Raw genomic sequence first — 24,494 nt, 5'->3', positions numbered from 1 at the left:
GCGCCAGGCTCAGCGGAAGATCATCGGCAGGCGGCGCGAGAGCAGCCCGACGGGGAGCCCCACGACCGTCCACCAGTCGCCCTCGACGCCGTCGACGAGCAGGCTGCCGCGCAGCTGGATCGCGTAGGCGCCGGCCCGCTCGCGCCACTCCCCCGTGCCGACGTACCACGACAGGTCGTGGTCGAACAGCGTGCGGAAGCGGACGAGCGTCGTGTCGGCCTCGGCGAGCAGGATCTCGGGCGTGCCGCCCTCGCCGGTCGACCGCGCGACGGCCGCCGCGGAGGCGACGTGGTGCGCCCCGCCGGACCAGCGGCGCAGCATCGCCAGGGCCTCGTCCTCGTCGGCGGGCTTCCCGACGGCGCGCGGCGTGCCGTCGGTGTCGTCGACGATCACGGTGTCGGCCCCCAGGACGACGGTCCCGGCCGGCTCGAGCGCCGCCACGGCCAGGGCCTTCGCCCGGGCGTTCGCGATCGCGACGGCGACGGGCTCGCCCGCCGTGGTCTCCTCCGCCCCCGACACCTGCACCCGGAAGGGCACCTGCAGCGTCTCGAGGATGGCGCTGCGCTGGGGCGAGCGCGACGCGAGGACCAACGGCCCCCGCCCCGGCCCGCCGGACCACGGCGGGGGCGTCACGGGGCTCAGCCCAGCTCGGCGAAGAAGCGCTTGATCTCGATCTCGGCGTTCTCGTCCGAGTCCGAGCCGTGCACGACGTTCTCGCCGGCCGAGATGGCCAGGTCGCCGCGGATCGAGCCCGGGGCGGCCTCGACGGGGTTCGTCGCGCCGATGACCTGGCGGCCGACCTCGACGGCGGAGTCGCCCTCGAGGATCGCGGCGACGACGGGGCTCTGCGTCATGAAGGACACGAGCTCGCCGAAGAACGGCTTGTCCTGCAGGTGGGCGTAGTGCTCCTCGACCACCGAGGTCTCGAGCTGCACGAGCTTGAGGGCGGCGATCTTCAGGCCCTTGCGCTCGAAGCGGCCGAGGACCTCGCCCACGAGCTGGCGCTGGACGCCGTCCGGCTTGACGAGGATGAGGGTGCGGGACATGGGTGTGGTGGTCCTCCGGCGACGGACGTCGCGGTCGGGAGCGGGCAAACGGACGCGGACAGTGAAGCAGCCGCGGACCGCGCCGTGATCCGCGCCCCGGAACGGCGTCCGCCGCGCGGGGGCGCGGCGGACGGTTCCGGATCAGTGCTCGTCGACGGGTTGCTCCACCCGGGGCCGCCGGCGGCGGCGCGGGGTGCGGCCCGGGATCTCGGTCTCGCAGTACGGGCAGATCCGCCACTCGGGGTCGAGCGGCTTGCCGCAGCCCGTGCACTGGTCGCGCAGCTTCTTCAGGCAGGACGGGCAGCGCAGGAAGTCCTTCTGCACCTGGTACTCGCAGTGCGGGCAGAGCAGCACGCCCGACTGGAGCAGGCGCGCCTCGGCGGCCTGCATCTCGAGCTCGCGCTCGCGCACGTCGTCCAGGTACTCCGGCGGCCGGACGACCATGTAGATGATCGTGCCGGCGAACGGCAGCACGAGCGCCGCGAGGGTCGCGGTGCCGATCAGGATCGGGTCCGTGATGCGCCGACGGGCGTCGGAGAACGTGTAGAAGACCAGCGCGAGCCAGATCAGGACGACGAAGAGCAGCAGCAGCTTGACGGCCGTGTCGAGCGTGCTGTTGGTGATGCCGAACATGGCGAGGGGATCGGGCATGGAGGTCACGAGTGCGGTAGTTCGCCGCCGGGGCGCGCGAATCCTTTGCGGGGTGGGTCGGGCGTCTAGACGAAGACGCGGCCGATCCCGTAGCCGATGGCGAAGAAGACCAGTATGACGACCGCGACGACGGCGGCGACGACGAGCACCATCCGCAGGACGGGGATGTGGTCGTCGGGGCGCGGCTCGGTGGGCGGCATGGCGGGTCTAGAAGCGGGCGCCGGGGCCGGCGTCCGGCCCGCGGCGCAGGTCGGCGACGAGGTGCAGGGAGCCGGTCGCGAGGACCGTCCCCGCGGGCCCGGCCAGTGTACGCGCCGTCCGCAGGCCGTCGTGGGCGTCGGCGGCCACGTGGACGGGGCGGCCCGGCAGCGCGCCGCGCGCGGCCTCGCCCAGGCGGTCGGCGGGCAGGGCGCGCGGGTTGCTCGGGCGCGTGACGACGACCTCGTCCGCCCAGCCGGCCACGGCGGCCAGCATCCCGGCGGGGTCCTTGTCGTCGAGCACGCCGACGAGCAGCACGACGGGGCGCGCGGGCGGCGCCGCGTCGAGCGCGTCGGCGAGGGCCTCGAAGCCGGCCAGGTTGTGGGCGCCGTCGTGCATGACGACCGGCCCGCCGTCCCGCCCCTCGTCGACGACCTCGAAGCGTCCCGGCACCGCGACCGCGGCGGCGACGTCGCGCTCGGCGGCCTCGTCGCGCGGCGCGTCCAGGTAGGCGTCGACGGCGGCGATCGCCGTGGCGAGGTTGCGGCGCTGGTACCGCGCCGCGCCGGGCGAGGGCACGTCGTCCCCCGGCCCGGCCGGCGCGTCCACGACGCGCGCGCCGAGGGCGGCGGCGTGGTCGGTGGCCACGCGGCGGGCGCCCGCCGGGAGCCCGTCGGCCAGCACGAGCGTGCCGCCGCGGTGCAGCACGGCCACCTTCTCCCCCGCGATCGCCTCGACGGTGTCGCCGAGCCAGCGGGTGTGCTCGAGCGACACCGACGTCAGCACGGCGACGGGCGCGCGCCCCGACGGCGGCGTGTCGGGCAGGACGTTCGTGGCGTCCCAGCGGCCGCCGAGCCCGGCCTCGACGACGGCGCACGTCACGCCGGCCTCGGCCAGCACCAGGAACGACGCGGCGGTGACGGCCTCGAACTGCGTCACCGGGCCGTCGAGCGCCCCGGGGTCGCCGTCGGGGCCTGCGGCGGCCTCGACCTCGAGCGCCTCGGCCGCCGCGCGCACGCGGGCGACCGCGGCCGCGAACGGCCCGGGTGCGCAGGGGGCGCCGCCCACGTGGACGCGCTCGCGGAAGCTGACGAGGTGCGGCGAGACGTACGCCCCGGCCCGGACGCCGCGGCGCTCGAGGAGCGCGGCGGCCATCGTCACCGTCGACGTCTTGCCGTTCGAGCCGACGACGTGGATCGCGTCGAAGCGCGCCTGCGGGTCGCCCAGGCGGCGCAGCAGGACGCGCATGCGGTCGAGTCCCGGGCGGATGCCGAAGAGCTCGCGGCCCAGGAGCCAGTCCTCGGCCGCCCGCAGCGCCGCCGCCGGGTCCTCCCCCGCGCCCGTCACAGGGTGCGCAGCTCCTCGCGGAGCTCCTCCACCTTCGCGCGCTCCGCGGCGATGATCTCGGCGGGCGCGCGCGAGACGAACTTCTCGTTGGCCAGGCGGGCCTCCGTGCCGGCGATCGCCTTCTCGATCTCGGCGCGGCGCTTCTCCACCCGGGCGCGCTCGGCCTCGGGGTCGACGTGCTCGCCGGCGAGCACGTCGACCTGGCCGCCCGGCACGGCGACGGTCACGGCCTCGCCGGCCGCGTCCGTCAGCTCCAGGCGGGCCAGCCGGGCGACGAGCGCCCGGGCGTCGTCGTCGTAGCCGTCGGCCGTCAGGCGGGCCTGCAGCACCGGCCCCGGCGGCACGTTCGCGGCGTTGCGCCACGAGCGGACCGTCGAGATCGTCTCGATGACGCGGCCCAGGCGCTCCTCGGCGTCGCCGTCGAGCAGGCGGTCGTCGGGCGCCTGCAGGCGCGAGACGGCGACGAGCCCGTCGGTGCCCGGCAGGCCGTCCCAGGACTGCTCCGTGACGAACGGGATGATCGGGTGCGCGATCTGCAGCGTGCGCCGGAGGGCCCAGGCCAGGACGCGGGCCAGGTCGGCGTCGTCCGCCGCGTCGCGGCCCTTCACGAGCTCGAGGTACCAGTCGCACAGCTCGCCGTAGACGAAGTCGTACAGACCGAGGGCGGCCTTCGCGAAGTCGAACTCGTCGATGCGCGCGGCGGTCTCGCGGGCGATCCGCTCGGTGCGCGAGACGATCCAGCGATCCTCGAGGCGCGTGGGCAGCGTCTCGCCGGTCACGCCCGCCGCGGCCAGGCCGGCGTCCGCGTCGGCCAGGCGGCCGACGGCGAAGCGGACCGCGTTCGAGAGCTTCGTGACGAGCTGCTTGCCCTGCGCGATCTTCTCCTCGGAGAAGCGCACGTCCTGGGTCGACGACATCGCGAGCAGGCCGAAGCGCACGGCGTCGGCGCCGTAGGCGGGGAACGCGCCGGCGTCGCCGGCCTTGCCGCCCTTGCCCTTCTTGGCGAACACCTCGGGACGGGGCCCGCCGTCGATGAGCGCGAGCGGGTCGATGCCGGTGCCGAGCGACTTGCTCATCCGGCGGCCGTCCGGCGCCTGGATGACGGAGTGGCAGTAGACGTCGGCGAACGGCACGTCGTCCGCGAAGCGCAGGCCCATCATCACCATGCGGGCCACCCACAGGAAGAGGATGTCGCGCGCCGTCGACAGGACCGACGTCGGGTAGAAGGTCCGCAGCTCGGGCGTGTCGTCGGGCCAGCCGAGCGTGGCGAACGGCCACAGGGCCGAGCTGAACCACGTGTCGAGCACGTCGGGGTCGCGCGTCCAGCCCTCGCCCTCGGGCGGCTCGACGCCGCAGTAGGTCTCCTCGCCGCGGTACCAGACGGGGATCTGGTGGCCCCACCACAGCTGGCGGGACAGCACCCACGGGCGGATCTCGCCGAGCCAGTTCAGGTACCGGCGGCGCTGGCTCTCCGGGTGGATGCGCACGCGCCCGTCCTCGACGGCGGCGATGGCCGGCTGCGCCAGCTCGTCCATCCGCATGAACCACTGCAGCGAGATGAGCGGCTCGATGCGCTGACCGGAGCGCTGCGAGAACGGCACGGTGTGCGTGTAGGGCTCCTCGCCGCGCAGGGCGCCCTGCTCGCGCAGCGCGGCGACGATCGCCTCGCGCGCCTCGGCGGCGGTCAGGCCCTCGAACTGCGGGGCGTGGCCGCCGGTGATGCGCCCGTCCTCGCCGATGACGTTCAGCTGCTCCAGGCCGTGGCGGTGGCCGATCTCGAAGTCGTTCGGGTCGTGCGCGGGGGTGATCTTCAGGCAGCCCGTTCCGAAGTCCGTCTTGACGTAGTCGTCGCCGATGATCGGCAGCTCGCGCCCGACGAACGGCAGCGTGACCGTGCGGCCGATCAGGTGGGCGAAGCGCTCGTCCTGCGGGTTGACCGCGACGGCGACGTCCCCGAGCATCGTCTCGGGACGCACGGTGGCCACCACGACCTCCGTCAGGTCGCCGACCGGCTCGGTCAGCGGGTACGCGACGGAGTAGAGGGTGTCGGTCTCCTCGCGGTCCTCGACCTCCAGGTCGGAGATCGCCGAGCGCGACCCCGGGTCCCAGTTGACGAGGTAGGTGTCGCGGTAGATCAGGCCCTGCTCGTAGAGCGCGACGAACACCTGCAGGACGGCGCGGACGTAGCCCTCGTCCATCGTGAAGCGCTCGTGGGCGTAGTCCGCGGAGCAGCCGAGCCGCCGGAACTGGCCGATGATCGTGCCGCCGTACTGCTGGCGCCACTCCTGCGTCCGGGCCACGAACGCCTCGCGGCCGACGGCCTCGCGGCTCGTCCCCTCGGCGACGAGCGCCTGCTCGACCTTCGTCTGCGTGGCGATGCCGGCGTGGTCGGTGCCGACCGTCCAGCGGACGTTCTTGCCGCGCATCCGGTTCAGGCGGATCAGCGCGTCCTGGATCGAGCCGTTCAGGGCGTGCCCCATGTGCAGGGCGCCCGTGACGTTCGGCGGCGGGATCGCGATCGAGAAGCTCTCGGCCTCGGGATCGTCGACCCGGGAGGAGAAGACGCCGGCGGACTCCCACCGCGCGAACACCTCCTCCTCGCTCGGAGCGGACTCGGGGCGCGACGGATCCGGCGTCTCGGGCATCCCCTCCAGTCTAGGTTCCCCCGGCGGCCGGGGGCGTCCGGCCGCGCGGGGCGGCGCGGGAGCGCGCCGGCGACGGCTCCGCCGCCCGCGCTAGTGGCGGTGCCGGCGACCGCCACCCAGGCCCGCGCCGGTCAGCGCGGCGCGGCGGCCGAAGCCCGCGACGTCGAGCTTGCCGACGAGGTCGCGCAGCTCCTGCTGCTCGCGGGCGGACAAGTTGGTCGGCAGCCCGCGACTCGTCTTCACGAGCTCGAGCGCGCGCTTGCGCTCGCGCGGGGAGAGCTGCTCCTGCCAGTGGGCGTTCGCCTCGCGCAGGATCTCGAAGACGAGCATCCAGGGGATGGCCCGCCGGCCGAGGCTGCGGGTGGCACGGCGTCGGATGAGCGGCATCCCCCGAGCCTAGAGGACCGGGCGCGCCGGCCCGCCAGGCCCGGTCAGCCGGCCTCGGCGGCCAGGCCGTCGCGCTCGTCGGCGACCGCCGCGGTGACGAGCGTCGGCCGGCGACCGTCCGCGATCGTCTCGCGCGTCACGACGCACTTGCTGACGTCCCGGCGGCTCGGCAGCTCGAACTGCACGTCGAGCAGCGCCTCCTCCAGGATGGACCGCAGGCCGCGGGCCCCGGTCTCGCGCTCGAGCGCCTTGTCGGCGATCGCGTCGAGCGACTCGTCCTGGAACACGAGCTCGATGTCGTCGAACGCGAAGCTCGCCTGGAACTGGCGGACGAGCGCGTTCTTCGGCTCGGTGAGGATCTTGATGAGGTCCTGCCGGCCGAGCTGCCGGACCGCGGTCACGACCGGCAGGCGACCGATGAACTCGGGGATCAGGCCGTACTCGACCAGGTCCTCGGGCAGCGCGTGCTCGAAGAGCCGGTCGGCGGCCACGTCCTTCGTCCCCTCGCCCGCGGCGTCCACGAAGCCGACGCTGCGGCGCCCCGTGCGCCGCTTGACGACCTCGTCCAGCCCGGCGAACGCGCCGCCACAGATGAAGAGGATGTTCGTCGTGTCGATCGTCAGGAACTCCTGGTGCGGGTGCTTGCGCCCGCCCTGCGGGGGCACCGACGCCTGGGTGCCCTCGAGGATCTTCAGGAGCGCCTGCTGCACGCCCTCGCCGGAGACGTCGCGCGTGATCGACGGGTTGTCCGCCTTGCGCGCGATCTTGTCGATCTCGTCGAGGTAGATGATCCCGGTCTCGGCCTTCTTGACGTCGAAGTCCGCGGCCTGGATCAGCTTGAGCAGGATGTTCTCGACGTCCTCGCCGACGTAGCCGGCCTCGGTCAGCGCCGTGGCGTCGGCGATGGCGAACGGGACGTTGAGGATGCGGGCGAGCGTCTGCGCGAGCAGCGTCTTGCCCGAGCCGGTCGGCCCGAGCATGAGGATGTTCGACTTCTGCAGCTCGACCTCGGCGTCCGGCCGCTGGGCCAGCCGCACCCGCTTGTAGTGGTTGTAGACCGCGACGGACAGGGTGCGCTTGGCGGCCTCCTGCCCGATGACGTAGTCGTCGAGGATCCCGTAGATCTCCTGCGGCTTGGGCAGGTGGTCGACGTCGAAGCCGCCGGGCTGCGCCGAGAGCTCCTCGTCGATGATCTCGTTGCAGAGCTCGATGCACTCGTCGCAGATGTAGACGCCCGGCCCCGCGATCAGCTTCTTGACCTGGCGCTGCGACTTGCCGCAGAACGAGCAGAGGAGCTGCTCGCCGCTCTCGGTGGCACGTGCCATGGGTGGTGCGTCTCCTTCGTCGAATCCCGTGCGGGGCCCGAGGTCGGGGGGTTACGCCTTCTCGATGACCCGGTCGATGATCCCGTACTCGCGGGCCTCCTCCGGGTCCATGAAGTAGTCGCGCTCCGTGTCCTTCTGGACCTTCTCGAGCGGCGTGCCCGAGTGGTGGGAGATGATCTGGTCGAGCTTGCCGCGCAGCTCGATGATCTCCCGCGCGTGGATGTCGACGTCCGTCGCCTGGCCCTGGAAGCCCGAGCTGACCTGGTGGATCAGGATCTTCGAGTTGGGGAGCGCCATGCGCTTGCCCGGCGCGCCGCCGGAGAGGATGACGGCGCCCATCGACATGGCGATGCCGACGCAGATCGTGCGGACCTGCGGCTTGATGAACTGCATCGTGTCGTAGATCGCCAGGCCCGCGTAGACGGAGCCGCCCGGCGAGTTGATGTACAGCGAGATGTCCTTGTCCTCGTCGTCCGAGGCCAGGTGCAGCAGCTGCGCGACGATGAGGTTCGCGATCTGGTCGTCGACGGGCGTCCCCAGGAAGATGATGCGCTCGTTCAGGAGGCGGCTGTAGATGTCGAACGCGCGCTCGCCGCGAGCGGTCTGCTCGACGACCATGGGGACCATCGGACTCATGCGGAGGTTCCTCTTCGGTGTGCGGGAAGGGGGTCCTGCCGGCCGGCGGCCGGCGGGGACGGAAGGACGAAGGACGACCTTCCACTGAGCGTACCAACCGGCTCCGGCGGTCCCGCCGGGGCGGACGGGTGGTGCGCGCCTGCGCCGCGGCGCCCGTCCGGGCGGCGCGGAACCGCCCGATCGGGAGCGCGGGACGGGCCGCCGGAGCGGCCCGCGCGGACGCCGGGAGGAGCGGGGCGCGCTGCGGCGCCCCGCCCGGCCCGGCGGACGGCTCAGGAGTCCGCGGACTCCTCGGCCGGAGCGTCGTCGCCCTCGGCCGGGGACGCGTCGGCGGCGTCGCCCTCGGCCGCCGCCTCCTCGTCCGCCCACGGACGGCCGCCGGCGCCGGCGGTCTCGCCCGGCTCGGGCGTCCAGAGCAGGCCGCGCGCCTTCGCGTCCTCGACGGAGACGGTGGTGGCGTTCTCGACCAGGCGGTCGATCGCCTGCTGCTGCGCGACGTCGCTCACGAGCTCGTCGCGGTGGCCGTCGCGCTCCAGGCGCTTGAGCAGCTTCTCCGGCGTCGTGCCCTGCTGGGCGGCCGGGGCGTTCAGGACGTCGAGCAGGTCGCCGTCGCTGGGGTCGATGCCCTCCTTCGCGATGTACGCGTCGACGGCGGCCTCCCGGCGCAGCGAGCGCCCGGCCTCGGGCGCGGCCTCGGCGAGCAGCTCCTCCTCCGTCTTGCCCGACATCTGGAAGTAGATCTCGCGCGAGATGCCCTGCTGGGCCAGCTGGTTCAGCGTGCGGTCGAGCAGCTCGCTGGCGCGGGCCTGGGCGAGCGAGTCGGGGATCTCGACCTCGGCCTTGAGCATGAGGGTGTCGATGACGGCCTCGCGGAACTCGCGGTCGATCGTCGCCGCGTCCTCCTCGGACACGCGCTGGGCGATGTCCTCGCGCAGCTCGTCGAGGGAGTCGACGCCGGCGGCCTCCTCGGCGAACGCGTCGTCCAGCTCGGGCAGCTGCTTCTCCTGGACCTCGTGGACCGTGACGGAGAAGACCGCCTCGACGCCGCGCAGGTGCTCCGCGCCGTAGTCGTCGGGGAACTGGACGGTGACGTCGCGCTCCTCGCCGGCCTTGGCGCCCTGGAGCTGGTCCTCGAAGCCGGGGACGAGGCGGCCGGAGCCGAGCTCGACGAGCTGGTCGCGGCCGGCGCCGCCCTCGAACTCCTCGCCGTCGACGCGTCCGACGAACGAGATCAGGACCGTGTCGCCCTCCTTCGCCTCGCGGTCGACGGCGACGAGCTTGGACTGGCGCTGGCGCAGCTGCTCGATCTCGCGCTCGACGCGCTCGGCGTCGGCGGCGGGCTCGCGGCGGCCGACCTCGAAGGGCTCGAGGTCGCCGAGCGTCGCCTCGGGGCGGACGGAGATCTCGAACTCGAAGGTCAGGGGCTGGCCGGCCTGCGGGGCCTCGCCGATGTGCACGTGCGGCTCGCCGACCGTCTTCAGGTCGGCCGACTCGACGGCGGCCACGAGCCACTCGCCCATCGAGCGGCGGAGGGTCTCGTCGAGGACCGTCTCGCGGCCGTAGCGGCGGATGACGACGGGCGGCGGGACCTTGCCCTGGCGGAAGCCCGGGATCCGCAGGTCGCGGGCGAGGACCTTCGCCGTGGCGAGCATCGCCTGCTCGACGGCCTTCGGGGTCACCTCGGCCTCGACCTTGACGCGGGAATCGGGGAGTTCGGTGACGGTCGTGGAGACAGCGGACATGAGAATCGGCAACGATAGCGGCGCGATGCGCCCCGAGGCTCCCACGCGGCTGGACCGCGCCGTGCTCGCCCTCGCCTCGGGGACCCTGGGCCACCTCGTGGGGACGCTGCTCGAGCTGCTGGCCGTGGGCCGCGAGCGGCTGGGCGCCCGCCGGCGCCGCGGCCGCTGAGCGGTCGGCCCGCGCGAACGCCCGGGCGCCTCCCGGCGGGCGGCGGCCTCGTGCGCGGCGCTGGGGCGTCGGACGCCGCGGGGGTCGAGGGTCTCGCGCGGAGCCCCTGCGCCGCGGGCACGGTCCGAACGCACGAACGGCGCCCCGCGGGGCGCCGTTCGAGAGGTCGCGACGGGCCGGCCGGGCCGGCCCCCGCGGGATGCTGCGGTCGGGACTCAGCAGTTGACGGTCACGGCGACCTGACGGTCCGCCGCGGCCGGGGTGTCGCCGCCGGAGCGGACGAAGACGCGCAGGTGCGTGGCGTCGGCCAGCTCGACCGTCGCGTTGGCGCCGGGGGCGTCGGCGGTGCCGTAGGCGGTCACGCTCGGGACGCACTTCGAGATGTCGCCGTCGGCGGTCAGCAGGTAGCGGCCCTCGGACTCGCGACCGGCGGCCGTGAAGCCGCGCTGGTTCTGCAGGCCGCCCTGGGCGGTGACGGTGGCGATCTTCGTGCGGGCGGCGGCCTCGTCGACGATCTGCTGGGCGTCCTTGCCGTCGACGCGGTCGGCGTTCAGGCCGGTCGCCACGCCGGTGGCGTTCGTCGTGAACGGCTTGGCCTCGGCGGCCGCCTGACCCGTGGCGTTCGTGGTGATGGTGCCGCCGACGGGGCCGCGGAAGCGGAAGCCGAACGCCTGGCCGTTGCTCAGGTTCGACGCCTCGATGCAGGACTTGCCGGCGTTCGCCGCACGGCAGCCGTAGATCGCGCCGCCGCCGGTGCCCTTGTTGGACTGCCGGGTGCCGAAGGTCGAGTTGCGGGCGATGAGCTCGGTCTCGCCGCTGAACTCGCGGGTGGAGCCACCGGTGGGGTTGCGCTCGCCGCCGCGGACGCTCGAGCCCTCGCCGGCGCCGATGGCCAGCGGGGCCGCGACGGCGACCGCGACGATCGCCGCCGCGAGGACGGTCATGAGGCGGCCGGCGGGCAGGCCGGCGACGAATGCTCGGATGCGGGACATGGGTGCTCCTTGCTGGGGGAATAGGTGCACCCCTTCCAACGCGACCCCCGGGGCAGAGTTGCGCCGTGCAGGAAATCCTTCGGCCGCGTCCCCCACGACCGGGTGGGCGCGGCCCGGGTCACGCCCGCAAGGGGAGGGCCTGCGGAGGGCCAAGGCCCGCGGACCGGGGCCCCGGGGCGCGGCTCGGCGCGACGGCGGGACGGCGCGGCGACGGGACGGCGCGGCGGCGCAGCGGGACGGCGCGGCGGGACGGCAGGGCGCGGCGGGACGGCGCGACGAGCGCGCGGGCGCGGGCATGTCGGGACCGGGGCCGCGGCGGGACCGGGACGCGGAGCGCGACCGGAGGGGCGGCGCGGCGAACGCGCGGGCGCCGGGATACCGGGACCCGGGGGCCCGCGGCGGGACCGGAAGGCGTGGCGTGACCGGGATGCGGGGCGCGGGCGGGAGGCGCGGCGGGACCGGAAGGCGCGGCGGAACCGGAAGACGGCGCGGGACCGGAAGGCGCGGCGGCACCGGAAGGCGCGGCGGGACCGGAAGCCGTGACGGGACCGGAGGGTCCGGCCGGACCGGAAGGCCCGGCGCCCCGCGCGGAGGCGCCGCGAGCGGCGGGCATCGGCGCGTCGGCGTCGCGACCCCGAAAACGACGACGGCGCCGTTGCGAGGCAACGACGCCGGTGCGCGCGAGGGGCGAACGACGGGGCTCGAACCCGCGACCGCCTGGACCACAACCAGGAGCTCTACCAGCTGAGCTACGTCCGCCGCGTGCCGAACGAGAGTACAGGGTCGGGACCGAATCGGCGGTCCCGCCCCTTCCCGGCCGGAGGCGCCCCCGCTTGGATTCGAACCAAGGACCTGCGGATTAGAAGGCCGCTGCTCTATCCAGCTGAGCTACAGGGGCGTGCGCGCCCCAGGCTACGTGATTCCGGGCCGGTGCCACGGCGCCGGCGTGCCGCCCGCGCGTCCCGAGCCGCGGTCCCGCCTGGTGTGCCGGATCACCGCGGCCGAGGCGGGGCGATCCGGGACGGGATCACCGCCGCCCCCGCGCCCCGTTCGCGTTCCGGCTCACCGCCGCCGGGGCGGGGCGATCCGGCACAGGTCTCCCCCGCCCCGGCCCCCGCATCGTGTTCCGGATCACCGTGGCCGGGGCGGGGCGATCCGGCGCAGGACTCGCCCGCCCCCGCCCCCCCGCCTCGTGTTCCGGATCGCCGTGGCTGGGGCGGGGCGATCCGGCACAGGCCTCCCCCGCCCCGGCCCCCGCATCGTGTTCCGGATCGCCGCGGCCGGGGCGGGGCGATCCGGCGCGGGTCTCCCCCGCCCCCAGCCCCGCCTCGTGATCCGCATCACCGCGGTCCGGGCCGGGCGTTCCGGCACGGGCCCCCCGAGCGGCTCAGCCGCGGCGTGCCTTGTTGCCGCCCTTGCGCGGCAGGGTGCGGAAGACGACGTCCCACCAGGGCGAGCTGATGCCGAAGCCGGCGTGGTCGTCCTGGAAGTGGTGCCGCATGTGCGCCTCGCGCAGCCAGCGGCCGGCGCGCGTCCGCGGCCGGTGGTGGTGCAGGTGGTGGTGCGTCGTGTCGTAGACGACGTAGCCGAGGGTGAAGCCGGCGGCGACGGCCAGCCCCGCGCCCGTGCCGAGGGCGAGGGCGAACAGCAGGGTGAAGAGGGCGATCCCCGGCACGGAGACGGCGGGCGGCATGACGAGCCGCAGCGGGTCGTTCGGGTGATCGTGGTGGACCCCGTGGACCATCCAGTGCAGCCGTGCGCCGAAGCCCTCCTCGGGCTCGATGTGAAAGACGACGCGGTGGACCCAGTACTCGACCAGGCCCCAGAGGGCGAAGCCGAGCGCGAAGAGCAGGGCGAACGTGCCGACGCGGTCGTCGGCCCGCAGGGCCAGGGCGGACTGCAGCACCACGACCGGCAGGAACACGACCAGCGGCACGGCCGGGTGCACGCGCGTGAGGCGATCCACCGTCACCGTGCGGAACATGGGCGGCGACGCCCGCAGGACCGTCGTCCGCGTCACGCGCGGCGGCAGCGACTCGGACGGGTCTGACTCGTGCGGCGCGCGGGACACGGCCCCATCTTTGCACGCGACCCCGGAGGGTTCGGGCGCCCGAACCCGGTGGCCGCCGGGGTGCTTCCGGGCGGCGGGCGGGGCGGCGGACGGCCGCGCCCGCCCGCCGGCCGGGCTCATCGGGGCGCCCGGATTCGAACCGGGGACCCCCGACACCCAAAGTCGGTGCGCTACCAGGCTGCGCCACGCCCCGCGATGGCCGGGGGAGCATAGCCGTCGCGGTGCCATACTGAGGGTCCGGCCCCTTCCGGAATCCACGAGGGAACCCACCATGCAGGTCACCGCACGCGCCACGCGCGAGGAACACTTCCGTCACTCCGTCTCGATGCGGGGCCACCGGATCACCGTCGACGAGCCCACGGAGATGGGCGGCGACGACGCCGGCCCGGCGCCACACGACCTGCTCGCCGCCAGCCTCGCGTCCTGCACGGCCATCACGCTCCAGATGTACGCGGAGCGCAAGGGCTGGGACCTGGGCGACCTCGAGGTCGAGTGTCACTACAAGCCCGCCCCCGAGCGCGGCTGCCCCACGCGCTTCGAGCTCGTGATGCGCGTCGACGAGCGCATCGACGACGAGACGGTGGCGAAGCTGCGCATCATCGCGACGAAGTGCCCGATCCACCGCGTCCTGGACGGCGACGTCATGTTCGAGGAGCGCGTCGAGCGGGTTGCCCACGTCGCCTGACGCGCGGGAGCGCATCCGCGCCGCGCTGCTGCCGACCGAGGACGCGGCGGCGCTGAGCGCCCACGGCGAGACCCGCGCCGCCGTCCTCGTGCCGCTCCTCGAGGTCGACGGGCGGCTGCACGTCGTCCTGACCCGGCGCCGCAGCGACATGCGGCGCCACGCCGGCGAGATCGCGTTCCCGGGCGGGCGCGCCGACCCCGGGGATCCCTCGCCCACCGCCACGGCGCTGCGCGAGGCGCACGAAGAGGTCGGCCTGCCGCCCGAGAACGTCGAGATCCTCGGCGCGCTCTCCCCCGTCGGGACGTTCGTCACCGGCTACGCGGTCTACCCCGTCGTCGGCTGGATCCGGCACCCCGGGGAGTGGCAGCTGTCCCCCCACGAGGTCGACGTGGTCCTCGAGCTGGACCTGGCCGCGTTGCGTGCCGGCTACGAGCGGCGCCGGATCGAGCGGCGGGGCATGACGTTCGAGACGGACGCGTACGTCGTGGACGACCACTTCGTCTGGGGCGCGACGGGCCGCATGCTCGCCGACCTGTTCGATCGCCTGCCGCCGGAGCTCGTCGCCGGCGCCGACGCGGCCTAGCCGCGGCGGCCCCGGGGCGCCCGGCGTCGTCGCCGACGGCCCGCCGTGCGTCGGCGCCCTCGGTCGCGCGGCGAAGGGTCGGATAGGGTCGCCCCCAGTCCCATGCCGCCGTCCCGCCCCGCCGAGCTCACCGCCGCCGACGTCTCGCTCCTGCGCGAGGAGGAGGGGGCGACCCACGTGCACGTCGGCGGGGTCGCCGTCTTCGCCGGCTCGCCGCCGCCCATCGACGAGATCCGCGCCCACGTGCTGGCGCGCCTGTCCCGCGTGCCGCGCTACCGCGCGCGGCTCGTGGAGCCGCCGTTCGGCGTCGGCCGCCCGCGCTGGGCCCCGGACCCGTCGTTCCGCGTGGAGTACCACGTGCGTCACACCGCGCTGCCGTCGCCGGGCGACGAGGCGGAGCTGCGGGTGGCCGCCGGGCGGATCTTCTCGCAGCGCCTGGACCGCACGAAGCCGCTGTGGGAGCTGTGGGTCGTCGAGGGCCTCCTGCAGGACCACTTCGCGGTCGTCACGAAGTCCCACGGGGCGCTCGTGGACGGCGTCGTCGCGATGGACCTCATGACGGCCCTGCTCGACCCCCACGAGCGGCGCGACGGCCCCGCGGCCGGCCGGCGTGCGGGGTGGGCCGCACCGCCCCTCCCGTCGCGCGCGCAGCTGGTCGCCGCCGCGGCGGGCGACGCGGGACGTTTGGCCGCGGGCGCGCCGCGCCGCGTCCTCGGCGCCCTCGTCGACCCGCGGACGCTGCCCCGCGCCGCGCGCGGCGGGGCGGCGCTCGCCGGAGCGCTGCTGGGCCCCCGGCTGAAGCCGGCGCCGCCGTCGCCGCTGAACGTCCCGATCGGACCGCACCGCCGGCTGGCGCACGCGACCGTCCCGGTCGCGGACCTCAAGCGCATCAAGGACACGTTCGGCGGGACGGTCAACGACGTCGTGCTGGCCGTCGCGGCCGGCGCCATCCGGCAGTGGATGCAGGACCGCGGGCTCCACACGACCGGCCTGGAGCTGCGAGCGGCGGTGCCCCTGGCGATCGAGGCGGCGGGGCGCGAGGCACGCCCGATGGCGCTCGCCTACGCCCCGCTGCCGGTCGGCGAGCCGGACCCTCTCGCCCGCCACGAGCGGATCCGCCGCTCGATGGCGCAGAAGCTGGCCGGCCGCCACCCGCTGTCCGCCGCGACCATGACGGCGCAGGACGACGCCTTCGCCCCGCCGTCGGTGCTGGCGCAGGCCTCGCGCCTGCGCTTCGACGCGCGGCGGTTCAACGTGCTCGTCGCCAACGTGCCCGGCCCGCAGCACGGCATGTACCTGCTGGGCCGGCGCCTCGAGACGGCGGTGCCGGTGCCGTTCCTGGCGGGCGACCGGGCGCTCGCGATCGCCGTGACCTCGTACGACGGCCTGGCGGAGTTCGGCCTGCTCGGCGATCTCGACAAGCTGCCGGACCTGGAGACCGTGGCCGCGGGCATCACCGCGGCGGTCGACGAGCTGCTCGCGCTGGCCCGCCAGGGACGGACGGCGCGGCGGGTGCCCCGCGCCGCCCGCTGAGCGCGGGCGGCGGGACGAGCTCAGTGCTCGTCGTGGTGGTGCAGCGGCAGCGCGTTCGTCTCGCGGATCGTGTCGCGGATCCAGGCGACGAGCGTGCCGACCGTGAGGATCAGGCCGACGGCCAGGATCCAGTAGTCCGTGGTCAGGCCCACCAGCGCGATGGTGACGCCGAGCGTCAGCAGGATCGGCTGGACGCTGCCGCCGGGAAGATGGATGTCGTCGCCGGCGGGCGGGACGGGGTTCTCGGGCTGCTCACTCATGGGCTAGGCGATGTAGATGACGGCGGCGACGAACGTCAGCAGGAACATCACGAGGATGACGATGCCGGCGATCAGCGCGTCGCGCAGGTTGCGCTTGGCGAGGTTGCGGTCCACGGGAAGGTCCTTTTCTCTCAGATCTTGGCGTCGAGGACCATGGCGGCGAACAGCACCGCCAGGTACACCAAGGCGTACAGGTGGAGCGACAGCGCGCGCTCGCGGGTGCCGGCCCGCAGGAGCACCACCGACTGGCGCAGGAGCTCGGCGCCGAGCACGAGGGCCGCGACGAGGTAGATCGTGCCGAAGGCGCCGGTCACGACCGGCAGCACCGAGACGAGCACCGTGATGACGGACCACGCCACGATCGCGCGGTACGTGTAGGCGTCGCCCCGCACCACCGGGAGCATCGGGATGCTCGCGGCGGCGTAGTCCTTCTTGATCAGCATCGACAGCGCCCAGAAGTGCGGCGCCGTCCACGCGAACACGATGGCGAACGGGTAGAGCGAGTCCACCGCGAAGCCGCCGGTGACCGCGGCCCACCCGACCATGGGCGGGAACGAGCCGGCGAGGCCGCCGATGACGATGTTGTTCGTCGAGCGGCGCTTGAGCCACATCGTGTACACGCCGACGTACCAGACGAAGCCGGCCAGGGCGAGCAGGGCGGCCGTGATGTTCGCCGCGAGCGCGAGCAGGAAGAACGACGCGATCGTCAGCCACAGGCCGACCCACAGCGCGACGTGCGGCTGCATGCGCCCGGACGGGATCGGACGGTCCTGCGTCCGCTCCATCAGCGTGTCGATGTCGCGGTCGTACCAGTGGTTGATCGCGCTCGCGCCGCCGGACGCCAGCGAGCCGCCGAGCACGGTCGCCAGGACGAGCCACGGCGAGGGGCTGCCGGCGGCGTACATCGCGGTCACGGTCGTCAGGAGCAGGAGGACCTGCACCTTCGGCTTCGTGAGCGCGATCAGGTCGGCCACGCGCTGACGCGCGGCGGGCGACACCGACACCGAGGTGCCGGCCCGCCGCGCCGCGGACAGGGAGGAGGGCATGGAGCTCATCGCCTCCGGGTCCCGCTGGAGACGACGGGCGTCACGCGGAGACCGGGTCGGGCTCGTTCGTCCGGCGCTCGATCTCGGCGCGGATGTCCTTCATCGGCTCGACGGAGCGCACGCGCGGGACGGCGTCGAAGTTGTTCTTCGGCGGCGGCGACTGCGTGAACCACTCGAGCGTGTTCGCCTTCCACGGGTCGGGGCCGGCGACGGGGCCGTGCTTCAGGCTGCGCAGGGCGTTGATCGCCGTGACGAGGATGCCGACGCCCAGGATGAACGCGCCGATCGTCGAGATCAGGTTGTAGAGCCCCAGGTGTCCGACGTCCGCGTACTCCGGGATGCGGCGCGGCATGCCGTCGAGACCGATCGAGTGCTGCACGAGGAAGGTCGTGTGGAAGCCGATCAGCATCGTCCAGAAGCTGATCTTGCCGAGCTTCTCGTCCATCATCCGGCCGGTCATCTTCGGGAACCAGTAGTAGAGGCCCGAGAAGACCGCGAACACGGCGCCGCCCATCAGCACGTAGTGGAAGTGCGCGACGACGAAGTACGTGTCGTGCAGCTGCCAGTCGACCGGGTAGATCGCGAGGAACACGCCGGTGATGCCGCCGATGAGGAAGGTGCCGAGGAAGCCGACCGCGAACAGCAGCGGCGTCCGGAACACGATCGTGCCGCGCCAGAGGGTGCCGATCCAGGAGAAGATCTTGATGCCCGTGGGGATCGAGATCAGCATGGACGAGACCATGAAGAACACGAGCACGACGCTCGGGCTCGGCGTGGTGAACATGTGGTGCGCCCACACCATGAGGCCGAGGAAGGCGATGGTGAGGGTGGAGGCCGCGATCGCCTTGTAGCCGAAGATCGGCTTGCGGGCGAAGATCGGCAGGACCTCCGAGATGATCCCGAAGCCCGGGAGCACCATGATGTACACCTCGGGGTGGCCGAAGAACCAGAAGAGGTGCTGCCACAGGAGCGGCGAGCCGCCCTCGGCCGGGTCGTAGAAGTTCGTCCCGAAGTGGCGGTCCGTCAGCAGGAGCGTCACGGCGGCCGCGATCGCCGGCAGGGCCAGGATCAGCAGGACGGAGTACGTGAGGATCGTCCAGCAGAAGAGCGGCAGGCGGCTCCAGGTCATGCCCGGCGCGCGCATGTTCGCGATCGTCACGTAGAAGTTGACGGAGCCCACCAGCGAGCCGATGCCGGTCAGGTGGACGAGGAAGATCCACGCGTCCACGCCGCCGTTCGGCAGGTAGTCCTTCGAGGACAGCGGGACGTAGCACGTCCAGCCGCACTCGGGCGGGTTGAAGAAGATCGACGCGTAGAACACCGCGCCGCCCGCCGCCAGCATCCAGAAGGAGAGGGCGTTGAGCTTCGGGAACGCCATGTCCCTCGCGCCGATCATCAGCGGCACGAAGTAGTTGCCGAAGCCGGCCATCACCGGCACCACGAACAGGAACACCATCGTGGTGCCGTGCATCGTGATCAGCTGGTTGTACGTCTTGAAGTCCAGGAGCGTGTTGTCCGGGACGGCCAGCTGTAGGCGGATGAGGAGCGCCTCGACACCACCGACGCCGAAGAAGGCGAAGGTGAGGACGAGGTACATGATGCCGATCTTCTTGTGATCGGTCGTGGTGAGCCAGTCCACCCAGTTGCGGGTCGGACGGGGCACCTCGTGCGCGACGACCTGGGGGATCGGCGTCTGCGTGAGGGTGCTGGCGGTGCTGACGGCCATGGGAACTACCTCGGGACCGGGGGGCTAGCGCTGCGCCGCGGGCGACGTGGCGTCGTTGGGAACGGTGGAGGGCGAGGGGACCGGCTCACCGGAGGGCTGCGACGCGTCGCCCTGCTGGGACCGCTGGTCGTTCTGCGCCTGCTGCGCGCGGTACTGCTGCGCGCCGCGGCCGGCGGCCTCGATCGCGGCCTTCTGGCGCGCGAGCCACTGCGTGAACTGCTCGGGCGTGATGGCCCGGACGCGCGCGGTCATGTTCGCGTGGTTGCGCCCGCAGAGCTCGGCGCAGTTGCCGGTGTAGACGCCTTCCTTGCCGCGCGGGATCTTGAACCAGGTGTGGTTCGTGTAGCCCGGGAGCGCGTCGGCCTTGCCGCCGAGCTTCGGGATCCACCAGGAGTGCGCGACGTCGGAGGAGCGGACGTCGAGGGTGACCGTCGTGCCCGTCGGGACGACCATCTCCTCGTACGCGGTGACGTTGTTCTGGCGATCGTTGTCGCCGTCCGGGTAGACGAAGCGCCACGCGTACTGCTGGCCGTTGACGTCGATGTTGAGCGACTTGCCGTTCGGGGGCAGGAGGCCCGGATCCTTGGCGGTCTGGTAGCTCGCCGGGATCTGCCAGCCGTCGGCGTCGGAGTCGTCCGGGTTGCGGATGCCCGGCAGCATGATGAAGGTCACGATGCCGATGACCAGGACGATGGCGGCGGCGCCCGCCGTCCAGCCGATCTCCAGGCGCGTGTTGCCGTGGAGCTGCTCGGCCTTCGCGCCCGGGCGCATCCGGAACTTCCACAGCGCGTAGAAGAGCGCGCCCTCCACGGCCACGAAGATGATGACCGCGATCACCATGATGATCGAGTAGAGGGTGTGGATGCGGTCCGCGTTCGGCGAGCCGCCGTGCTGCGGCGCCCAGAACGAGGCGTGGGCTGGTCCGGCGAGCAGCAGCGTCAGCAGGACCGCCAGCGCGATCGCCGACGCGGACGCCAGCACGGCGGCCCGCGAGAGGTGGGGAATCCGGTTCGAGCGTCGCAAAGCGCGCTCGATTCTAGTGAGGCTGGACACGGGAAGGAACCACGCTGGGTCGGAGAGGGCGGAAGGCCGCTTCGGGACTGGCTTCTCGGGCTCGGCGGTAGGGCACCCGAACCCGCTCAGCGGCCCCCGTACGTGGGCTCGCGCTTCTGCAGGAAGGCCATCGCGGCGCCCGCGAAGTCCTCGCTCTCCCCCAGTCCGCCCTGCTCCGCGGCCTCGAGCGCGAGCAGCTCCTCGAGCGCGCGGACGACCTGCGCGTTGAGGGTGCGCTTGACCGCGCGGTAGGCGAGCGTGGGCCCGGCGGCCAGCGCCCGGACCTCGTCCTCGACGGCGGCCCGGAAGCCCTCCGTGGGCAGGACGCGGTTGACCAGGCCGATCGCCAGCGCCTCGTCCGCCGGCACGCTGCGCCCGCCGAACATGATCCCGGCCGCCCGCGTCCAGCCGAGGCGGGCGACGAGGTACAGGGAGGCGCCGCCGTCCGGGCCGAGCCCGATCTTCGTGAAGGCGTGGGCGAGCTTCGCCCGCTCGCTGGCCGTCACGAGGTCGCAGGCGAGCGCGAACGACATGCCGATGCCCGCGGCCGGCCCGTCGACGCCGGCGAGCACCGGCTTCTCCAGCGCGCGCACCGCGCGCATGATGGGGTGGTAGCGCGCGTGGAGCACGCGCTCGAGGTCGGGACGGCCGCTCGGCCGCGTCGGCAGCGCGTCCTCGCCGAACGACGCCAGGTCCGCCCCCGACGAGAAGCCGCGCCCGGCCCCCGTGACGAGGACGGCGCGGATCTCCGGGTCCTCGCAGGCCCGCAGCGCGGCGAGCAGGTCGTCGCCCATCCGCCCGTTCCAGGCGTTGAGGACGTCGGGCCGGTTCATCTCGACGACGGCCGCGGCGCCGTCCCGCAGGAGGTTCACCGTCTCGAAGGCCTGCACGGTCTCGAACGCGCTCATGCGCGGCAGGATGACAGCCCCGCGCACCGACTGGCCGTCCGGCCAGTCCACTGTCGCCGTTCGCGCGCGGTCGGGCCGGAGGCGGACGTGCGGACCGCCCCGTAGGCGCGGCGGTCCCGGCGCGCCGCCACGGCCGAGCGACCGGCCGGGCGCGTGGCCGCACCCCGCGAGCGCGTGGTCCCCGCGACCACGCGGGGACCACGCGGCGACCAAGCGGTCGGACCCGCGCGCGCGAGGCCCGCGCCGCGAGGCCTCGCGTCGCGCCCCGCCACCCCGGGGCGGCGCCCACCCGCCCGGTCGCGTCGTTAGGCTCCCGCCCTCGTGGCGTACGGGAAAGCGATCCGCGCCGCCGCCTGGTCGGCGGTGGCGCTCGGCGCGGCCGCGCCGCTCGTGCGGCGCCGCCTGCGGGTGCGCCCGTCCGCCGTGGTGGCCGCGGCCGCGGGCGCGCCGGTCGCCCTCACCTTCGTGATGCCCCGCTCGCGCGTGCGGGACGTGGCCGTCTGCACGCTGCAGATGTGGGCGTACTTCGCCGCGTACGAGATCCCGGCGGACGACCCCGATCGGCTCCGCAGCCGCGTGCGCATCGACTACCCGGTGCGCAGCGACACCGTGATCGGCGGCGGGCGGATCCCGACGGTCCGCCTGCAGCAGGCGCTCCACCGCGACGGCCGCTTCGCGTGGTGGGAGAAGGTCCTCAGCTGGAGCCACTGGGTGTGGTTCGCCGTCCCCCACACCGCCGCCGCGTACGTGCTGCTCCGCCGCCCCGAGCAGTTCCCCCGCGCCGCCGCGCGGATCTACGCGACGTTCGACCTCGGCGCCGTCGTGTACTGGGCCGTCCCCACCGCCCCGCCGTGGTTCGCCGCCGAGGCCGGCCGGATCGACTTCGGCGACGGCCCCCCGCTGCGCCGCCTCATGCGCGAGTACGGCGAGGGCCTCTGGGGCGACCGCTGGCCGCAGCTCTACGACGCGCTCGGCGGGAACCCGCTCGCGGCCATGCCGTCGCTGCACTTCGGCACCTCGGTGGCGGCCGCCCAGGTGCTGCGCGACACCGGCCCGGTCGCCGGCGCCGTCGGCTGGACGTACGCCCTCACCCTGGGCTTCGCCCTCGTCTACCTGGGCGAGCACTACGTCACCGACCTGGTGGCGGGCGCGAGCCTGGCGGAGGGCGTCCGCCGGGCGACGCCGCACGTCAGCGGCCCGCTGGCCCGGGTGAGCGACGCCATCGGCCGCCACGCCGCCCGCGCCCGCGCCGCCCACGCCCGCGAGCGCCTGCGCCGGGCCCCCGCGGGGACCCCCTAGCCAGGCGGCACTTCACTTTGTAAAGTGTGGGGCGGAGCGGGCCGTCCGTCCGCTCCACGCGACCAGAAGGAACCCATGCCGGACCCCGAGAACGTCATCATCATCGGCAGCGGTCCCGCCGGCTACACGGCGGCGCTCTACACCGCCCGCGCCGAGCTCGAGCCGCTCGTCATCGAGGGCTGGAACTGGGGCGGCCTGCTCCAGCAGACCACGGACGTGGAGAACTTCCCGGGCTACCCGAAGGGCATCCTGGGGCCGGACATGATGCAGGACCTGCGCGACCAGGCCGCCCGCTTCGGCGCGCGCCTGCAGACGGAGCAGGTCACGAAGGTGGAGCTCGCCTCGGAGCCCGGCGAGCTGCACCGCGTCTGGGTCGACGACACGGAGTACCGCACGCGGGCCGTCATCGTGGCCACGGGCGCCGAGCACCGCCGCCTGGGCGTGCCCGGCGAGGACGAGCTGTCCGGCCGCGGCGTCTCGTACTGCGCGACGTGCGACGCCGCGTTCTTCAAGGACCACGACACGCTCATCGTCGGCGGCGGCGACTCGGCGATGGAGGAGGCCATCTTCCTCGCCAAGTTCGGCCGCTCCGTCACGATCGTGCACCGCCGCGACGAGTTCCGTGCGTCGGCGATCATGGTCGAGCGCGCCCGCGCCGTGGAGAACATCCGCTTCCTGACCCCGTACGTCGTCGACCGCTTCGAGGCGAAGGCGGGCGAGGGCCTCACGCCGCTCTCGACGGCGGTGCTCCGCCACAGCGAGACCGGCGAGGAGCAGCGCCTCGACGTGACGGGCGCCTTCATCGCCGTCGGCCACGACCCGCAGAGCGAGCTCGTGCAGGGCCAGGTCGAGACGGACGACGAGGGCTACGTCGTCGTCGAGGGCGTGACGACGCGGACGAGCCGGCCCGGCGTGTTCGCCGCCGGCGACCTGGTCGACCCCTCGTACCGCCAGGCGATCACCGCCGCGGGCTCCGGCTGCAAGGCCGCGCTCGACGCGGAGCGGTACCTGCGCGACGTCCCCGTCCTCGCGGACGACGTCGCCACGGCCTGAGGCCGGACGCGACGGGCGCCCCGCCCTGGCGGGGCGCCCGGACGCCGCCCCCCCCGCTCCGGCCACGCGCCCGGACGCGCGACGGCAGGACCGCCGCGCCGGGCGGCGAAGCACGGGCTCCGACCCACGACCACGTCCGTCCGGGCCGTCGACGATCGTCCGCCGTACACGTCCGGACGTCAAGAAGCCGGTTCCGGCGCCGACCTACCGGGCACGGGCGAGACAGCAACCTCTTGCCGGAACCGGTGTTCGTAGGAGGAGAACCACCATGGACCAGAACACGTACAGCTTCCCGAAGGTGACCCCGGCCGACCCGCAGGAGCTGCGGGAGACGCTCCGCGCGAACCGCCGCGAGACGACGGCGGACCGCGACGCCGCGCGCCGCCGCGACGACGCCCGCCGCACGGGCGACGACGCCCAGCGGCACCACTAGCGCCGCGCCGGTCGCCGCCGCAGGCGACGGCCGCCCTCCCGACCCGGACCCGCCCCCGCGCTGACCAGCGCCCGGGGGCGTCCCGGATCCGCAGCCCCCGCGGGCGCCGACGCCCCCGCGGCCCGCTCCCGACCCTCAGGCCGTGCCGACGACCGCCTCGTCGTGCTCCTCGGCCGCGACCCCGCCGCGACGCCGTTCGAGGACGCCGCGCTCCTGCGCCCACGCCCGCGAGATGTCGCGGACGGAGATGATCCCCGCGAGCTCGGACCCGCGCATCACGACGAGGTGCCGGAAGCCGCCCTCGACCATCGCCGCCGCGGCGTCGTCGAGCGACCACTCCGGCGCGGCGTAGACGACGTCCGTCGACGCGTGCTCGCCCACGAGCTCGGCGTCCACGTCGAGGCCCGATCCGAGGGCGCGCAGGATGTCGCGCTCGGTGATGATGCCCGGCCCCGCGCCGTCCGGGTCGCTCACCACGGCGGCGCCCACGCGCCGCTCCGTCATGCACTCCGCCGCACGGCGCAGCGTGTGCCCCGGTCCGAGCTCCAGGGTCAGGGTGGTCATCGCATCGGCCACGAGCATGGCGCTCCTCCGGTCTTCGTGCTGGAAGTCACTCGCGGTCGTGCGTATTCGCACGACCGCCCTGCGAGAGTACACCGGACGCGCCCCGCGAGCGACAAGTTCGCGCGACAAGTGATCCCGCGGG

General features: G+C 74.1%; 25 protein-coding genes and 3 tRNA genes. 7 read left to right on the top strand and 21 right to left on the bottom strand.

The genetic code is table 11. The annotated features are described in order from the left end of the window. Positions 1 to 9: 9 nt before the first annotated feature. The 10 genes from J3P29_RS07355 to tig form a co-directional block, all read right to left on the bottom strand. Positions 10 to 633, bottom strand: a complete 624-nt coding sequence (locus J3P29_RS07355) for a Maf family protein (protein WP_210492407.1) — start codon at positions 631 to 633, stop codon at positions 10 to 12. 5 nt (positions 634 to 638) lie between these two features. Continuing rightward, positions 639 to 1,046 (bottom strand): nucleoside-diphosphate kinase, encoded by a 408-nt coding sequence (gene ndk / locus J3P29_RS07350; protein ID WP_210492406.1) that lies wholly within the window; start codon positions 1,044 to 1,046, stop codon positions 639 to 641. A 141-nt stretch (positions 1,047 to 1,187) separates the two neighbouring features. Next, positions 1,188 to 1,697 (bottom strand): zinc ribbon domain-containing protein, encoded by a 510-nt coding sequence (locus J3P29_RS07345; protein WP_246851438.1) that lies wholly within the window; start codon positions 1,695 to 1,697, stop codon positions 1,188 to 1,190. 65 nt (positions 1,698 to 1,762) lie between these two features. Then, complete coding sequence (locus J3P29_RS20325; protein WP_282599916.1) at positions 1,763 to 1,897, bottom strand: hypothetical protein; 135 nt, start codon at positions 1,895 to 1,897, stop codon at positions 1,763 to 1,765. A gap of 7 nt (positions 1,898 to 1,904) precedes the next feature. Beyond that, a complete protein-coding gene (locus J3P29_RS07340; RefSeq protein ID WP_210492403.1) occupies positions 1,905 to 3,242 on the bottom strand; it encodes a cyanophycin synthetase in 1,338 nt (445 codons plus the stop codon). Further along, complete coding sequence (locus J3P29_RS07335) at positions 3,239 to 5,887, bottom strand: valine--tRNA ligase (RefSeq protein ID WP_210492402.1); 2,649 nt, start codon at positions 5,885 to 5,887, stop codon at positions 3,239 to 3,241. Before J3P29_RS07335 ends, J3P29_RS07340 begins: the two co-directional genes overlap by 4 nt. Before the next feature lie 90 nt (positions 5,888 to 5,977). Further along, positions 5,978 to 6,274, bottom strand: coding sequence for a hypothetical protein (locus tag J3P29_RS07330; protein ID WP_210492400.1), 297 nt, complete (start codon positions 6,272 to 6,274; stop codon positions 5,978 to 5,980). Between the two features lie 44 nt (positions 6,275 to 6,318). Further along, positions 6,319 to 7,599, bottom strand: coding sequence for an ATP-dependent Clp protease ATP-binding subunit ClpX (gene clpX, locus J3P29_RS07325; protein WP_210492399.1), 1,281 nt, complete (start codon positions 7,597 to 7,599; stop codon positions 6,319 to 6,321). Between the two features lie 51 nt (positions 7,600 to 7,650). Beyond that, positions 7,651 to 8,235, bottom strand: coding sequence for an ATP-dependent Clp endopeptidase proteolytic subunit ClpP (gene clpP, locus J3P29_RS07320; protein ID WP_282599915.1), 585 nt, complete (start codon positions 8,233 to 8,235; stop codon positions 7,651 to 7,653). A 272-nt stretch (positions 8,236 to 8,507) separates the two neighbouring features. Continuing rightward, complete coding sequence (gene tig, locus J3P29_RS07315; protein WP_210492397.1) at positions 8,508 to 9,977, bottom strand: trigger factor; 1,470 nt, start codon at positions 9,975 to 9,977, stop codon at positions 8,508 to 8,510. Between the two features lie 25 nt (positions 9,978 to 10,002). On the opposite strand from tig, the gene J3P29_RS07310 reads away from it, so the two are divergent. Continuing rightward, positions 10,003 to 10,146, top strand: coding sequence for a hypothetical protein (locus tag J3P29_RS07310; RefSeq protein ID WP_210492396.1), 144 nt, complete (start codon positions 10,003 to 10,005; stop codon positions 10,144 to 10,146). 215 nt (positions 10,147 to 10,361) lie between these two features. Here J3P29_RS07310 and J3P29_RS07305 read toward each other — a convergent pair whose 3' ends face one another. From J3P29_RS07305 to J3P29_RS07285, 5 genes are all read right to left on the bottom strand, one after another. Beyond that, positions 10,362 to 11,138, bottom strand: coding sequence for a hypothetical protein (locus tag J3P29_RS07305; RefSeq protein ID WP_210492394.1), 777 nt, complete (start codon positions 11,136 to 11,138; stop codon positions 10,362 to 10,364). Positions 11,139 to 11,824: 686 nt separating this feature from the next. Next, positions 11,825 to 11,897 (bottom strand) — tRNA-His (locus J3P29_RS07300). Between the two features lie 65 nt (positions 11,898 to 11,962). Beyond that, a tRNA-Arg gene (locus J3P29_RS07295) sits at positions 11,963 to 12,036 on the bottom strand. A gap of 489 nt (positions 12,037 to 12,525) precedes the next feature. Further along, positions 12,526 to 13,209, bottom strand: coding sequence for a sterol desaturase family protein (locus J3P29_RS07290; RefSeq protein WP_349239776.1), 684 nt, complete (start codon positions 13,207 to 13,209; stop codon positions 12,526 to 12,528). A gap of 119 nt (positions 13,210 to 13,328) precedes the next feature. Next, positions 13,329 to 13,402 (bottom strand) — tRNA-Pro (locus J3P29_RS07285). A gap of 78 nt (positions 13,403 to 13,480) precedes the next feature. Between J3P29_RS07285 and J3P29_RS07280 the strand changes: the two genes are divergently transcribed. The 3 genes from J3P29_RS07280 to J3P29_RS07270 all read left to right on the top strand — a co-directional run bounded on the left by J3P29_RS07280 (position 13,481) and on the right by J3P29_RS07270 (position 16,010). Continuing rightward, positions 13,481 to 13,894 (top strand): OsmC family protein, encoded by a 414-nt coding sequence (locus J3P29_RS07280; RefSeq protein ID WP_210492392.1) that lies wholly within the window; start codon positions 13,481 to 13,483, stop codon positions 13,892 to 13,894. After that, complete coding sequence (locus J3P29_RS07275) at positions 13,878 to 14,477, top strand: CoA pyrophosphatase (protein ID WP_210492391.1); 600 nt, start codon at positions 13,878 to 13,880, stop codon at positions 14,475 to 14,477. The genes J3P29_RS07280 and J3P29_RS07275 overlap by 17 nt, the downstream gene beginning before the upstream one ends. A 102-nt stretch (positions 14,478 to 14,579) precedes the next feature. Further along, positions 14,580 to 16,010, top strand: a complete 1,431-nt coding sequence (locus J3P29_RS07270; RefSeq protein ID WP_210492390.1) for a wax ester/triacylglycerol synthase family O-acyltransferase — start codon at positions 14,580 to 14,582, stop codon at positions 16,008 to 16,010. Positions 16,011 to 16,030: 20 nt separating this feature from the next. Here the strand turns inward: J3P29_RS07270 and J3P29_RS07265 are convergent, their stop codons facing one another. The 5 genes from J3P29_RS07265 to J3P29_RS07245 form a co-directional block, all read right to left on the bottom strand. Further along, a complete protein-coding gene (locus tag J3P29_RS07265) occupies positions 16,031 to 16,270 on the bottom strand; it encodes a cytochrome c oxidase subunit 4 (protein WP_210492389.1) in 240 nt (79 codons plus the stop codon). A gap of 131 nt (positions 16,271 to 16,401) precedes the next feature. Next, positions 16,402 to 17,316, bottom strand: a complete 915-nt coding sequence (locus tag J3P29_RS07260; protein ID WP_246851437.1) for a heme o synthase — start codon at positions 17,314 to 17,316, stop codon at positions 16,402 to 16,404. A 40-nt stretch (positions 17,317 to 17,356) separates the two neighbouring features. After that, positions 17,357 to 19,042, bottom strand: a complete 1,686-nt coding sequence (ctaD, locus tag J3P29_RS07255; protein WP_210492386.1) for a cytochrome c oxidase subunit I — start codon at positions 19,040 to 19,042, stop codon at positions 17,357 to 17,359. 24 nt (positions 19,043 to 19,066) lie between these two features. Next, positions 19,067 to 20,065 (bottom strand): cytochrome c oxidase subunit II, encoded by a 999-nt coding sequence (gene coxB, locus J3P29_RS07250; protein ID WP_210492385.1) that lies wholly within the window; start codon positions 20,063 to 20,065, stop codon positions 19,067 to 19,069. Between the two features lie 116 nt (positions 20,066 to 20,181). Further along, complete coding sequence (locus J3P29_RS07245) at positions 20,182 to 21,003, bottom strand: enoyl-CoA hydratase-related protein (RefSeq protein ID WP_210492384.1); 822 nt, start codon at positions 21,001 to 21,003, stop codon at positions 20,182 to 20,184. A 321-nt stretch (positions 21,004 to 21,324) separates the two neighbouring features. Here J3P29_RS07245 and J3P29_RS07240 point away from each other — a divergent pair, with 321 nt between their 5' ends. The 3 genes from J3P29_RS07240 to J3P29_RS07230 all read left to right on the top strand — a co-directional run bounded on the left by J3P29_RS07240 (position 21,325) and on the right by J3P29_RS07230 (position 23,788). After that, positions 21,325 to 22,302 (top strand): phosphatase PAP2 family protein, encoded by a 978-nt coding sequence (locus J3P29_RS07240; RefSeq protein ID WP_349239775.1) that lies wholly within the window; start codon positions 21,325 to 21,327, stop codon positions 22,300 to 22,302. Positions 22,303 to 22,377: 75 nt separating this feature from the next. After that, entirely contained in the window at positions 22,378 to 23,355 is a 978-nt protein-coding gene (gene trxB, locus J3P29_RS07235; protein WP_210492383.1) for a thioredoxin-disulfide reductase, read from the top strand. A 268-nt stretch (positions 23,356 to 23,623) separates the two neighbouring features. Next, positions 23,624 to 23,788 carry a hypothetical protein gene (locus tag J3P29_RS07230; protein ID WP_210492382.1) on the top strand — a complete coding sequence of 55 codons (165 nt, stop codon included), beginning with the start codon at positions 23,624 to 23,626 and terminating at the stop codon, positions 23,786 to 23,788. Positions 23,789 to 23,923: 135 nt separating this feature from the next. Here the strand turns inward: J3P29_RS07230 and J3P29_RS07225 are convergent, their stop codons facing one another. Next, positions 23,924 to 24,370 (bottom strand): CBS domain-containing protein, encoded by a 447-nt coding sequence (locus J3P29_RS07225; RefSeq protein WP_210492381.1) that lies wholly within the window; start codon positions 24,368 to 24,370, stop codon positions 23,924 to 23,926. Positions 24,371 to 24,494: the final 124 nt, after the last annotated feature.

Origin of the sequence: Patulibacter sp. SYSU D01012, assembly GCF_017916475.1 — a bacterium.
GTDB lineage: Bacteria > Actinomycetota > Thermoleophilia > Solirubrobacterales > Solirubrobacteraceae > Patulibacter.
The sequence above is the reverse complement of the archived record's forward strand: the minus strand, read 5'-3'. Positions and strand labels throughout refer to the sequence as shown.